The organism is Prescottella equi, from assembly GCF_020171745.1.
GTDB classification, from domain to species: Bacteria; Actinomycetota; Actinomycetes; order Mycobacteriales; family Mycobacteriaceae; genus Prescottella; species Prescottella equi_A.
Genome location: NZ_JAIVAH010000021.1, coordinates 24,322 through 36,171, shown reverse-complemented (window position 1 = coordinate 36,171; position 11,850 = coordinate 24,322). Strand labels below are relative to the sequence as shown.

Sequence of the window (11,850 nt, the reverse complement as noted above, 5' to 3'; positions counted from 1 at the left end):
ACCCGACGGGAAAACTACAGGTCACGAATCTGCGTCAACGCACCTCGATCCGACGCCGACTGCAGGTCAGTCCGTAAAAACCGTGATCAACAAAGGGGTTCGAGTCCCCTTAGCTCCACTTCGAACTCCGGGCCACGATCATCCGATCGTGGCCCGGAGTTTTTGTGTTCCCGATGCACTGACATCCAGTCGGGAGCGTTGCGGGGCAAACCGCTGGGCTCCACTCCGGAGTCGGTGCCGGGGTTGTCGTGTCCGACCTCGAGGCGTGCGGCCCGTTGCCTCGAACGAAGAAACCCCCGATCCGTCCGGGGACGGGTCGGGGGTTTCGAGACTTCGGCTGACGAATCAGCCGAGAGCGGCGATCGCGCCGATGAGGCTCAGGATGGCGCCGAGGCCGCCGATGACCGTGCCGATGCCGCTCACGACCGGCTGAATCTGCTTGATCAGCGCGAGATCTGCGTCAGACGAACCCATTTTTACTCCTCTGTTGTGTTCCACGCCGGCACCGGGCCGGATGTCGATAGCCGTCACCAAACAAACCTTCGATTGGCTAAAGACGGTGGATCAACCGTAAACCAGATTGTGGCCCGTGTCTCGTCGAGCGGTCCGCTGTGCGGAACGCAACGGCAACAGGTTCGGTGTGGTGCACCTTTCAGGCCTGGTCGACGGCCTCGTAGTGCTCGACGGTGGGGAACGGATCGTAGAAGTGGTGCAGCAGTCGCCGCCATTCCTGGTACTCGTCCGAGCCGCGGAAGCCTTCCGTGTGGTCCTCGAGGGTGTCCCATTCGACGAGCAGCAGATAGCCGTCCGGCCGTTCGATGCAGCGGGACAGCGAGAGCCGTCGGAATCCGGGCATGGCGGAGATGATGCGTTTCGCCTGCGCGAAGGCCGCTTCGAAGTGGTCGGCGTGGCCCGGCTTCACCTGCAGGGGAGCGTGTTCGAGGATCATCCGCGCATCCTGTCAGCCGCGCGGGGACGGTGCCAGGTGGTGGCGCGGAGTGTTCTCACGCGCCACCACCCGACGGCTCATCCGGACAGGGGGGGAAAGCCGGACGAGCCCCGTTGCTGCCCAGGGGGGAGGGGCAACATTTTTGTACTGTAGTGCAATTTGTGGCGCGGGGCACGACACGTCGGTCTAATGACCTATTTCCCGTGTCGGACGGACGGTCGGTCAGCCGTCGTGTCGGCCGTAACCCTTGCCCTGCCGATCCAGCTCGTCCGGCCCCAGGCCGAGGTACAGCTCGCGCAGACGGTCCCACAGTTCGAGTTGCGAGAAGTCGAGCTCGTCGCGGATCTGCTGGGTCTTCGTCAGGAACGGGTTCGGCAGCATCGCCGTCATCATCTGCTCGCCGCGGCCGTTGAACATGCGGATGCCCCACGAGTGTGGGGTGCCGTCGGCGCCGAGACTGCGGTACATCTCGGCCCGCGAGCAGCGGCGGATCCGGCCGAGTTCCGGCCCGCTGTCCTTGTGTTCGCCGATGCACAGGTGGAAGTGCCACCGGCCGAAGTCGATCGTCGCGTAGCCGTCGAACAGCGAGATGCGCTTCGCTGCATTGGGTGCGGCCACCTCCCACGCGGCGCCCTCGACGAGGACGCCGAACCAGATGTCGTCCCAGTACTCGTCGAAAAGGATGTGCATCAGGTTCAGCAGCGACTGCTCGTCGGCCGGGATGGGCCACATCTGTTCGCGGCCACCGCCCTCGGTGACGACGATCGGTGGCTCGACCTCTTCGGGTTGTGCGGTGGTCATGCCGACTCCTCCTTCTCCTCGGGTTCGTGCGGACGGGTGAGCACGCAGTCCCCGCAATAACCGGAGACGGACGTGCGATAGAACAGGCAGCAGCTGCGACGCCGGTAGCCGGCGCCCTCGTGGTCGACGGTCTCGACCAGCCGGGGATCGAGCAGGATCCGTTCGACGATGTTCACTGCGTCCGTGCGGGTCTCGCCGTCGAGAACGCGGGCGGCACCGATCAGCGCCGACGCGGCGTTGCCCCACAGCAGCCGCTCCGACATCGGCTCGACGGCGCGGATCGCGGCGATCATCGGTGCCAGGTGGCGACCGAGGACCGTCTCGCACGCGACGCCGACAAGTTCGGCCGGTTCGTCGCCTGCCCAGCCGACGGGTTCGGACAGGTGCAGGTCGATCCGGCCGTCCACGTCACGCCACAGCAGACGGTCGACGTCGGGCAGGATTCCGGCGCGCACGATGCCGCCGAGCGCCAGCGACCACAGCCGGGCCGCGTAGCCGAGGAACAGCGTCGACGCCGCCACCCGGTACTCGGTGGTGCCGATCCGCGCACCCACGTGCCCGACGACGGCAGCGAGCGCGTCGGCGTCGTCGTACAGGTCGCGCACCGGACGCCAGTCTCCCGGCCCGGGATCGCCCGTCGTGGCGGTGAAGTACGGGCCGAGGCTGGACAGTGTCGCCAGGGTCGACGTGACCGCGTCGCGGGGCGGAAGGGTCACCGCGGTGTGCGGGAGTGTCCGCAGGACGCAGGGGAGGGCGTCCAGGCCGTCGATCGGGAGTGTCGTCCCGGCATGGTGGACGGCGAGACCGTCGTGCGACTCGACGAGCAGGTCCGCCGGACGGTCGTCGTCGACCACCACCGCGCCCTCCCGTCCGAGCAGCCGCCCGATCGCCGACGCCGCCGGTTCCGGTGCGCGGACCCGCGCCCGGATCGGGGACGCGTGCGCGGGCGTGAGGGTGAACACCCCGGAGCCGACGTCGAATCGCAGTGACCGCGAATCGAAGACGTCCCCGATCCGGCCGTCCAGCGCGAGGCGCTCCGGCGTGCCGGTAGTCAGGCTGCCGGTGCGGTCCACGAGCCACACGTGGTCGGCAACGCGCAGCGCCAACTCCAGGTCGTGCGTCGACATCACCACGGCCAGGTCGTGGTCCCGTGCCGCGGTGCGCAACAGTTCCACGAGGGCCACGCGCGACGGGACGTCGAGGAACGCGGTGGGTTCGTCGAGGATCAACAGCGTCGGCTCCTGGGCGAGCGCCCGCGCGGTGAGCACGCGTTGGCGCTCGCCGTCGGACAGTTCGCTCGCCGGGCGGTCGGCCAGGTGCGTGGCGCCGACAGCCTCGAGCGCCGACGCGACCACGGCGTGGTCCCGGGCGCCCATCCGGCCGCCGAGGCCGAGGTGCGGGGTGCGGCCCAGTCCGGTCAGCTCGCGCGCCGACAGCATGCCCGGGTCGACGCGGTCGGTGAGCACGACGGCGATCGCGCGGGCCAGCTCGTCGGCAGGTAAGGCGTGCAGGTCATTGCCGGACAGCCGGATCGAGCCGTCGAGCGAGGGCTGCAGCCCGCACAGCGTGCGCAGCAGTGTCGACTTGCCGCTGCCGTTGGGGCCGAGCAACACGGTCAGTTCACCGCGCCGCGCTACCGCCTCGATCCCGGAGGCGACGGTGCGGGCGGTGGCCGGCCGCAGGGCGCGCCGGGACCGGTAGCCGACGGCGACGCCGGTGAGGGACAGGACGACGTCGTGCACGGGGGAGTTCACAGAGCACCTCCGACGCCGCGCCGGCTGCGGACCAGGATCGTCACCACGATCGGCGCACCGATCAGTGCGGTGACGGCGTTGAGCGGAAGCACCGCGTCGCTGCCGGGCACCTGGCTGACGATGCCGCAGGCGAGCGCCACGGCCGATCCCATGAGGATCACGGTCGGCATCAGCGACCGATGGTCCGAGGTGCCGACGGCGAGCCGGGAAAGGTGCGGGACGGCGAGGCCGAGGAACCCGATCGGACCGCAGAACGCGGTGGTCACCCCGGCCAGCAGCGACGCCGCGAGCAGCGTGAGCAGGCGGGCGCGCCGGACGTCGATACCCATCGTGCGGGCGTAGCCCTCGCCGAGCAGGAGTGCGTTGAGGGGCCGGACCGTCGCGAGCGCGATGACGATGCACGCCAACACGATCGGGCCCATGAGGGCGAGATCGGCCCACGTGGTGGCGGCGAAGCTGCCCAGGCCCCACAGGAGGAACTGTTGGGCGCGTTGCGGATCGGCGTACACCAGCAGGACGCTGACGATCGCGGTGGTGGCCGAGCCGACCATCACACCGATGAGCAGCAGGGTCACCGCGTTCTTCACCCAGTGCGACAGCAGCAGCACCAGCAGCAGCACGGCGGCCGCGCCGGTGGCGGCGGCGGCCACCATCCCGGCGCGTCCGGCGCCCGCGAAGCCGGAAGTGAAGGACGCGGCGCCCGCCCCTCCTGCCGCGACGACGACCAGCGCGACGCCGAGGCTTGCCCCGGAACTGGCACCGAGCACGAACGGGTCGGCGAGCGCGTTGCGGAACAGGGTCTGCATCTGCAGACCGGCAACGCCGAGCGCGGCGCCGACGAGGACGGCGGTGATCGCGCGGGGCAGGCGCAGCTCGTGCACCACCACCTGCCAGCGCGGATCGGAGGGGGCGGCGCCGGTAAGCACCCGCACGGTGTCCGCGAGTGGGACGCGGATGGGTCCGAGGGCCAGCGCGAGCACGAACAGCACGACTGTGGACGCTGCGAGCAGCGCCAGCACGATCGCGGTCCGCCGCGAGAACGCCCGCGGTGCCGGCGTCGGCCCCCGCCCGTCCGCCGGCCCGGCGAGCGGGGCCGGCGGACGGGACAGGAGCGTGGTCATGCGCGCGGCACCTGCCGGTAGAACACGAACTCGTGGTCCGGCATCAGATCCGGGTGCAGGATCGCGACGACGTCGGCGAGCACCAGGTCGGGGCGGGTGACGCCGCGCTCGTAGAAGTCGTTGCCGCCCGTCGGGCCGATCGCCTTCGTCGCAGACCACACGGCGCCGTCGCGCACTGCGGCGAGCTGACCGTAGCGGGGATCCTCGGCGACCGCGTCGGCCGTCGTCTCCCACGAACTGGTGACGAACCACGTCGGCGCGGTGCCGGCCTGCGCGTACACCGACTCGAAGTTCAGCTGCAGGCTGCCGGTGGCGGGGTCGCTCAGCCACGGGTAGCTGCCGCCCGCGTCGCGGATCAGGCCGCCGATGTAGCTGCCGCCGGCCGGCATGTACCACGTGCCCTGGTACATGGTTCCGGGCAGCACGGGGCTGGGCTCCGCGTCTTTCGCCTTCGCCGCGACGTCCTCGTAGTCGCTGCGGATCTGCGAGTACACCTCGTTCGCCCGCGCCTCGGTGCCAGTGAGCGCGGCCATCGCCTTGATCCACTCGGCACGCCCGAGCGCCGTCGACTCGAGGTACTCGGCATTCGCGACGACGGGGATCCCGGCGGCCCGGAGCTTGGCGTACGACGGGTCGTCGGTACCGCCGGTCATCAGCACGTCCGGGTCGGCCGCGACGACCTTCTCGGTGTTCACCGTCTGCCCGGGCGCGTACTCGACGACCTTCCCGGCGTCGATCCGCTCACGCACCGCGGGATCGGAGACGAAACCGGCGTTGGCGACACCGGTCAGGACGTCCAACTGGTCGAGTTCGGTGATCAGCGGCAGGTGCGTGGTCGACGCCGAGTACAGGCTGGTGATCGGCGTCGAGATCTGCGGCGCCGATGCCAGGTCGCCGGACAGTTCCGGTGCCGGGGCGCCGCACTTGACCAGCACGTACGACTCCGGGGCGCCGCCGGGATACGGCTGGTTCACGGTCAGTACCTGGTAGCTGTCGTGGTACTCGAGGGTGAAGTTCTTCGCATCCGACAGCGTCGACTTGTCGGGGAAGTAGTCGGTGTTCGCATCGAATTCGGTGATGCAACCCCGGCCGCCCTGCGTTGCGTCGCCGGTCTGCGACTCGGCAGACGAGCAGGCGGTGAGGACAAGGGTGGCTACGGCAAGGGCGGAAAGCGCAGCGGTCGTGGACCGTTGGGACATGTGTTCTCCACAGGTGAGCGGGACGGTCGGCCGTCGGCTCGACTCGTTCTGCTGTACGCCTGAACATGCGTACAGACGACCTGACGAACGAGGCCAGCCTAACGAAAGGCGACGGTGTTCCGGGAAGGAATCGGGGCGTCAGGCGTGGATGTGGAGAGAGTCGTCCGGTGTGATCGCGACACGACGCGCGACAGGGAATCCTGGGGACGAAGCAGTGAACAGCATGGTGGACTGGCCACCTCTCTCGGGGAAATCCGCCCCGAATAGGAGAGTGCGATGACGGGAGTCTCCTGGCTCTCGGATCGACACTTCCCTCCGCCTTCCGGCCCTGGGGCCGTGGCATGTGAAGGGTCGCTCCCCGATTACAGTGGCGGGACCGCGCCGGTTTCGCACCGGCTTCCTCTTTCGTCATCACCTGACCGGGGCATTGTTGCACGCGGCCGAAATCCGGCAAAAACGCCGGTGCCGGATCAGGCTGCCGGAGGCAGCAATTCGCGCCCGTCGGCTACCCAGGCGCGCATCCCACCGTCGAGTTCGACGACGTCGGTGTAACCCAACTGCGCGAGATCCTGCACGGCGGTCGCGCTCATGTTGCCCGACATGCAGTACACCGCGATGGTGGTGCCGTGATCCGACGGCAGCGATGCCGCCCCGGCGGCCAGGTCGTCGAACGGGATCGCGCCGTCGGTCCCGGCGATGGTGCCCTCGTCGGGCACGTGGACGTTGAGGACGAAGGTGCTGTCGTCGGCGGCGATGTCGGCGAACTCCTGGACGTCGACGAGGCGCGGGGAGGACGCGGTGGCCGTCTCGTCCGTGCCGCAACCGGCGAGAATCGTCGTACCGATGCCGGCGACTGCTGCCGCAGCGATCACTCGTCCGCGGATCCGATTGCGTACCGAGATGCGTGCCATGTCCACCAGCCTCCGTCGAGCGCGCGCCGGGGTCCGGCACCCACATGCACCCTACCTACTGGGGTTCTACGTAGATGGGCGGGTCCGGTGACCGGGGCCACGCGTCGCCGCAGTCGTCGAGGGGCCTGCCTAGTACGATTACTCGTCGGTGTTGTCGGGTATGTGGAGGTTGGGGTGACGAAGAAGCGGGCTCCACGCTCGATCCCTGTCGTCATCGTGGCGGGATTCCTCGGATCGGGGAAGACGACCCTGCTCAACCACCTGCTGCACAACAACGGCGGCACCCGGATCGGCGTCATCGTCAACGACTTCGGGTCGGTCAACATCGACGCGATGATGGTTGCGGGACAAGTCGATTCGATGATGGCGCTCAGCAACGGGTGCCTGTGCTGCGCGGTCGACGTCAGCGACATGGACGAGATGCTGAACAAGCTCGCGCATCGCCGGTCGGAGATCGACGTCATCGTCGTCGAGGCCAGCGGGCTCGCAGAGCCGCGCAACATGATTCGGCTGGTACTCGGCAGCGAGAACCCGTACATCACGTACGGCGGCCTGGTGATGCTCGTCGACGGCGCCGAGTATCAGAGCAGCCGGCAGCGTCACCCGGAACTGGACCAGCACGTCGCGATCGCCGACCTGGTGGTCCTCAACAAGACCGATCGCATCGACGCCGATGCGCACGACGCGCTGCTCGCCGACGTGTGCCGCATCAACCCGCGCGCCGCGGTGCTGTCCACCGTGCAGGGCCGGGTCGATCCCGGTCTACTGTTCGACCGGACTCCGCGTCCCGTCGCGCGTCCCGGCCAGCAGTTGTCGTTCGACGACCTGCTGCTCGCTGCCGACGAGCCGTCGGATCAGTGCGGTGAGTGCGGAGGGCAGCACGACCCGCACATCCACGCGATGTACGACAGCGTCACGTTCGCGTCCGACCTGCCGATGCACCCTCGTCGGCTGATCCGGTTCCTCGAGAAGCAACCGGCCGGCGTCTACCGGATCAAGGGCTTCGTCTACTTCGGCGTGCCCGGCTATCAGCAGAAATACCTGCTGCAGGTGGTCGGTGACCACATCAGCTTCCATCCGCAGCGCTGGGTGGCGGGGGAGTCCCGGCGCACCGAACTGGTCGTGATCGGCATGGACCTGGACCCGGACGCCGTCGATGCCGTGCTCGACGCGTGCGTCGAACCTGAGGCCGACTACCTCGAGAGCGACACCATGATGGGTGTGCACCGGTACACGGTCGACTCCTGACGCGATCGTGACGCCGCCGATGGCGCGGCGGCTACCGTGGAGGGCGTGACCGAATCTCTCGTTTCCGTGTACGAAGCAATCCGCCGACGCCGTGACGTCCGCGCCGAGTTCAGTGGCGAACTGATCCCCGACGAGACGCTGCAGAGGGTGCTCGGTGCGGCGCACGCGGCCCCGAGTGTCGGCAACACCCAGCCGTGGGACTTCATCGTCGTCCGCAACCAGGACACGCTCGACACCTTCGCCGAGCACGTCGCCGGGCGCCGCCGCGCCTTCGCCGACTCGTTACCGGAGGATCGTCGAAAGACGTTCGACCCCATCAAGATCGAGGGGATCCGGGAGAGCGGCACCGGCATCGTCGTCACGTACGACCCGTCGCGCGGCGGGCAGAACATCCTCGGCCGGCACACCATCGACGACACCGGCCTGTTCTCGGCGGTGCTCGCCATCCAGAATCTGTGGCTGGCAGCGGCCGCCGAGAACGTCGGTGTCGGCTGGGTGTCGTTCTACGACGAGGAGTACCTCACGGACCTGCTCGGAATCCCCTCACCGGTCCGTCCGATCGCGTGGCTGTGCGTCGGAAAGGTGGACCAGTTCCAGGAGGTTCCCGACCTGGAACGCTTCGGCTGGCGGACGCGTCGGGACCTGTCCGACGCGATCCACTGGGAACGTTTCTGAACGGGTAGCCGAGGGTCAGCCGCGGCGGCGGCGCGAGCCGCCGCCCGCCTGGCCGCCCGCGCCGGAACCCGACGCGGAACCGCCGGCCGCACCCGGGCGTCCGCCCGAGCGGCGGCGACCGCCGCCACCCTGGCCCTGGCTGCCCGATCCGCCGGCGCCCTCGGCGCGGGGACCGCGGCCCCGGCCGCCCTGGCCGCCCCGGCCTCCCTGGCCACCCGATCCACCCTGACCACTGCGGCGGGCCGGACGCTGGCCCTGGCCCTGGCCCTGGCCCTGGCGCCGGCCGTCACCCGCGGGCTTGTCGCTCTTGGGTGCGGGCGCAACGTGCGGTGCCGGCTCGCCGACCAGCGTGACCACGTGCTCGGAGTCCGCGGTCACCTGGACCGGCGTCACCTTGATCGAGGCCTTGCGCATCAGAGCCGACAGATCCTTGCGCTGATCCGGCAGCACGATCGTCACGACGTCACCGGTGCTGCCGGCGCGCGCGGTACGACCCGAACGGTGCAGGTACGCCTTGTGCTCGGCGGGCGGGTCGACGTGGACCACCAACTCCACCTCGTCGACGTGCACGCCGCGGGCCGCGACGTCGGTGGCGACCAGCACGCGGGCGGAGCCCTCCGAGAATGCGGCCAGGTTCCGGTCGCGCGCGTTCTGCGACAGATTGCCGTGCAGGTCCACGGACGGGATACCGGCCTCGGTCAGCTGACGGGCGAGCTTGCGTGCCTGGTGCTTGGTGCGCATGAACAGGATGCGTCGACCCTGACCCGATGCGAGCTTGTGGACGAGCGCCTTCTTGGCCTCGACGCCGGCAACGTCGTACACGTGGTGGGTCATGGCGGCGACCGGCGAGTTCGCCTCGTCCACCGAATGCAGCACCTCGTTCTGCAGGAACCGCTTGACCAGCTTGTCGACACCGTTGTCGAGCGTCGCCGAGAACAGCAGGCGCTGCCCGCCGGTGGGCGTCGCGGTGAGGATCCGCGTGACGCCGGGCAGGAAGCCGAGATCGGCCATGTGGTCGGCCTCGTCGAGGATCGTGATCTCGACGGCGTCGAGCGTGACGAAGCGCTGCTTCATGAGGTCTTCGAGGCGGCCCGGGCAGGCGACGACGATGTCGACGCCCGACTCGAGGGCCTTGACCTGACGGTGCTGCGAGACACCGCCGAAGATCGTGGTGACGCGCAGGCCCAGGGCGTCGGCGAGCGGCTCGAGCGTCGCGGTGATCTGCGTCGCGAGTTCGCGGGTGGGGGCCAGCACGAGACCGCGCGGCTTGCCGGGGCGGCGCTTGCCGCCTGCCAGGCGTGCCGCGAGCGGGATCGAGAAGGCGAGGGTCTTGCCGCTTCCCGTCTTGCCGCGTCCGAGAACGTCACGCCCGGTGAGCGTGTCGGGGAGGGTGTCGACCTGGATGGGGAACGGCGCGGTGATGCCGCCGTCCGCGAGAGCCGAGACGATCGGAGCCGGGACGCCGAGCGATTCGAAGGAGGCCGTGGCGGATTCGTCGGACGGGGTGGTGACGCTGGTGGACAAGTTCGTCGGTGCCTTTCGGGCATTCGTCATGCACGCCTGATGCCGGGAAGATCCCGGTGCACGGCCTGCACAAGGTGGCGACATTGCCGGGAGGCAAGATCGATCGCCGCAAGAAATGCTTGTGCTGGTGCACGCGAGCAGATGCGCGGATCCGGCGCGAAGGAAAGCGTTCTACGACGCTGGACGCCCGGCAAGCGGACGTCCAGTACCTGCCACCATACCGGGTTGTGGCCGCCGGGGCGGTGTCGGGGCGATCACTCGACGGGCTACAGGCCTACCCACTCCGAGGTGCCGGTGGCGAATGTCTGACGCTTCCAGATCGGTACCTCCGCCTTGATCCGCTCGACCAGTTCGGCGCAGGCCGCGAACGCCTCGGCGCGGTGCGGTGCGGCCACCGCGGCAACCAGGGCCAGATCGCCGATCACCAGCGATCCCACGCGGTGCACGGCCGCGACGGGCAGACCCGTGCGTTCGGACACCTCCTCGCAGCACCGGCGCAGGAAGCGTTCGGCGTCGGGGTGAGCCTGGTACTCGAGGGCGGACACCGAGCGCCCGCCGTCGTGGTCCCGGACGACGCCGGTGAACGCCACGACCGCGCCGTGCTCCGGTCCGGCCACGGCCGCGTCGACGACCGCGGGGTCGAGAGGCTGCTCGGAGATGCGGGCGAACACGTCACTCATCGTGCGCACCCCCGCCTGCGATCTGGGCCAACAGATGGTCGAGGATCGGATCCAGCACCGCCAGGCCGTCCTTCACGCCGCCCGGCGAGCCCGGCAGGTTCACGATCAGGGTGCGGCCCGCGAGTCCCACCAGACCGCGGCTGAGCGACGCGTGCGGCGTCACCTGCGCGCCGAGTCGGCGCATCTCCTCGGCGATGCCCGGCAACTCCCGATCGAGCACCGCGCGGGTGGCCTCGGGGGTCGCGTCGGTGGGGGAGGCGCCGGTGCCGCCGGTGGTGATCACCAGCGCGGGGGTGTCGGCGATCGCGTCCGCCAGTCCTACGGCGATGTCGGCATCGGCGTAGACGAGGGGGCCACGCACGGTGTGCCCGCGCGCGGCGAGCCACTCGGCGATCTTCGGGCCCGTCGTGTCGGGCCGGGTGCCACGCGCGCCGCCGGTCGACGCGACCAGCACCGTCGCCGAACCGGGGCGCACCTCGCGCCGCGACTCCGTCGGCCGCTCGGCCTGTGCACCGCTCTCGTCGCGTCGCCAGTGCCCGCGCTTGCCGCCCTCCTTCGTCAGGAGGCGGACGCCGTCGAGCGTCGCGGCCGGATCCACGGCCTTGACCATGTCGTGCAGGGTGAGCCCGGCGACGGCGACGGCGGTCAGCGCCTCCATCTCGACGCCGGTGGGGCCCTTGGTCTTCGCGGTGGCCTCGATGGTGATGGACGACTCGGTGAACCCGAACTCGACCTTCACCGACGACAGCGCGAGTTGGTGGCACAGCGGGATCAGCTCCGACGTCTTCTTCGAGCCGGAGATGCCGGCGATCCGCGCCGTCGACAGGACGTCGGCCTTCGGCAGATCGTCGGCGCGCACCAGCGCGACCACCTCGGGGGTGGTCACGAGCTCCCCGGCTGCGACCGCGATGCGCGTCGTGTCCGCCTTGGCGCTCACATCCACCATCCGGGCACGGCCCTCGCCGTCGAGATGGCTCAGCTCGGTCAT

General features: G+C 69.7%; 12 protein-coding genes and 1 riboswitch. Of the genes, 2 read left to right on the top strand and 10 right to left on the bottom strand.

Going from position 1 to position 11,850, the window contains the following annotated elements; genetic code table 11:
• Window positions 1-345 precede the first annotated feature (345 nt).
• The 7 genes from LCL87_RS25960 to LCL87_RS18015 all read right to left on the bottom strand — a co-directional run bounded on the left by LCL87_RS25960 (window position 346) and on the right by LCL87_RS18015 (window position 6,735).
• The gene (locus LCL87_RS25960) at window positions 346-474 is read right to left on the bottom strand and encodes a hypothetical protein (protein WP_510850801.1); all 129 of its coding nucleotides are present in this window, start codon (window positions 472-474) and stop codon (window positions 346-348) included.
• Between the two features lie 178 nt (window positions 475-652).
• Window positions 653-949, bottom strand: coding sequence for an antibiotic biosynthesis monooxygenase family protein (locus LCL87_RS18040; protein ID WP_225022129.1), 297 nt, complete (start codon window positions 947-949; stop codon window positions 653-655).
• A 222-nt stretch (window positions 950-1,171) separates the two neighbouring features.
• Window positions 1,172-1,750, bottom strand: a complete 579-nt coding sequence (locus LCL87_RS18035; RefSeq protein WP_225022127.1) for a DUF7676 family protein — start codon at window positions 1,748-1,750, stop codon at window positions 1,172-1,174.
• Window positions 1,747-3,504: an ATP-binding cassette domain-containing protein gene (locus tag LCL87_RS18030; protein ID WP_225022124.1), complete on the bottom strand. Its 1,758-nt coding sequence runs from the start codon at window positions 3,502-3,504 to the stop codon at window positions 1,747-1,749. The genes LCL87_RS18035 and LCL87_RS18030 overlap by 4 nt, the downstream gene beginning before the upstream one ends.
• On the bottom strand, window positions 3,501-4,625 hold the full coding sequence (locus LCL87_RS18025) for a FecCD family ABC transporter permease (protein ID WP_225022122.1): 1,125 nt from the start codon (window positions 4,623-4,625) through the stop codon (window positions 3,501-3,503). The genes LCL87_RS18030 and LCL87_RS18025 overlap by 4 nt, the downstream gene beginning before the upstream one ends.
• On the bottom strand, window positions 4,622-5,824 hold the full coding sequence (locus tag LCL87_RS18020; protein WP_225022120.1) for an ABC transporter substrate-binding protein: 1,203 nt from the start codon (window positions 5,822-5,824) through the stop codon (window positions 4,622-4,624). The genes LCL87_RS18025 and LCL87_RS18020 overlap by 4 nt, the downstream gene beginning before the upstream one ends.
• Before the next feature lie 263 nt (window positions 5,825-6,087).
• A riboswitch (cobalamin riboswitch) is annotated at window positions 6,088-6,285 on the bottom strand.
• A gap of 9 nt (window positions 6,286-6,294) precedes the next feature.
• Window positions 6,295-6,735, bottom strand: a complete 441-nt coding sequence (locus tag LCL87_RS18015) for a rhodanese-like domain-containing protein (protein ID WP_225022118.1) — start codon at window positions 6,733-6,735, stop codon at window positions 6,295-6,297.
• Between the two features lie 174 nt (window positions 6,736-6,909).
• Here LCL87_RS18015 and LCL87_RS18010 point away from each other — a divergent pair, with 174 nt between their 5' ends.
• Together LCL87_RS18010 and bluB are read left to right on the top strand one after the other, a co-directional pair.
• A complete protein-coding gene (locus LCL87_RS18010) occupies window positions 6,910-7,983 on the top strand; it encodes a CobW family GTP-binding protein (protein WP_225022116.1) in 1,074 nt (357 codons plus the stop codon).
• A 45-nt stretch (window positions 7,984-8,028) separates the two neighbouring features.
• The gene (gene bluB / locus LCL87_RS18005) at window positions 8,029-8,658 is read left to right on the top strand and encodes a 5,6-dimethylbenzimidazole synthase (protein ID WP_225022114.1); all 630 of its coding nucleotides are present in this window, start codon (window positions 8,029-8,031) and stop codon (window positions 8,656-8,658) included.
• Window positions 8,659-8,673: 15 nt separating this feature from the next.
• On the opposite strand, the gene LCL87_RS18000 is transcribed toward bluB, so the two are convergent.
• The 3 genes from LCL87_RS18000 to moaCB all read right to left on the bottom strand — a co-directional run bounded on the left by LCL87_RS18000 (window position 8,674) and on the right by moaCB (window position 11,850).
• Complete coding sequence (locus tag LCL87_RS18000) at window positions 8,674-10,212, bottom strand: DEAD/DEAH box helicase (RefSeq protein WP_225022112.1); 1,539 nt, start codon at window positions 10,210-10,212, stop codon at window positions 8,674-8,676.
• Between the two features lie 236 nt (window positions 10,213-10,448).
• Window positions 10,449-10,862, bottom strand: a complete 414-nt coding sequence (locus LCL87_RS17995) for a molybdopterin synthase catalytic subunit (protein WP_225022110.1) — start codon at window positions 10,860-10,862, stop codon at window positions 10,449-10,451.
• Window positions 10,855-11,850, bottom strand: coding sequence for a bifunctional molybdenum cofactor biosynthesis protein MoaC/MoaB (moaCB, locus tag LCL87_RS17990; RefSeq protein WP_225022132.1), 996 nt, complete (start codon window positions 11,848-11,850; stop codon window positions 10,855-10,857). The genes LCL87_RS17995 and moaCB overlap by 8 nt, the downstream gene beginning before the upstream one ends.

Excerpts from the sequence above, each read along its gene's own strand:
- LCL87_RS18020 (WP_225022120.1), bottom strand. The coding sequence starts at position 5,824 with ATGTCCCAACGGTCCACGACCGCTGCGCTTTCCGCCCTTGCCGTAGCC.
- LCL87_RS17995 (WP_225022110.1), bottom strand. The coding sequence starts at position 10,862 with ATGAGTGACGTGTTCGCCCGCATCTCCGAGCAGCCTCTCGACCCCGCG.
- LCL87_RS18015 (WP_225022118.1), bottom strand. The coding sequence starts at position 6,735 with ATGGCACGCATCTCGGTACGCAATCGGATCCGCGGACGAGTGATCGCT.
- LCL87_RS18000 (WP_225022112.1), bottom strand. The coding sequence starts at position 10,212 with ATGACGAATGCCCGAAAGGCACCGACGAACTTGTCCACCAGCGTCACC.
- LCL87_RS18035 (WP_225022127.1), bottom strand. The coding sequence starts at position 1,750 with ATGACCACCGCACAACCCGAAGAGGTCGAGCCACCGATCGTCGTCACC.
- LCL87_RS25960 (WP_510850801.1), bottom strand. The coding sequence starts at position 474 with ATGGGTTCGTCTGACGCAGATCTCGCGCTGATCAAGCAGATTCAGCCG.
- LCL87_RS18025 (WP_225022122.1), bottom strand. The coding sequence starts at position 4,625 with ATGACCACGCTCCTGTCCCGTCCGCCGGCCCCGCTCGCCGGGCCGGCG.
- moaCB (WP_225022132.1), bottom strand. The coding sequence starts at position 11,850 with ATGACCGAGCTGAGCCATCTCGACGGCGAGGGCCGTGCCCGGATGGTG.
- LCL87_RS18040 (WP_225022129.1), bottom strand. The coding sequence starts at position 949 with ATGATCCTCGAACACGCTCCCCTGCAGGTGAAGCCGGGCCACGCCGAC.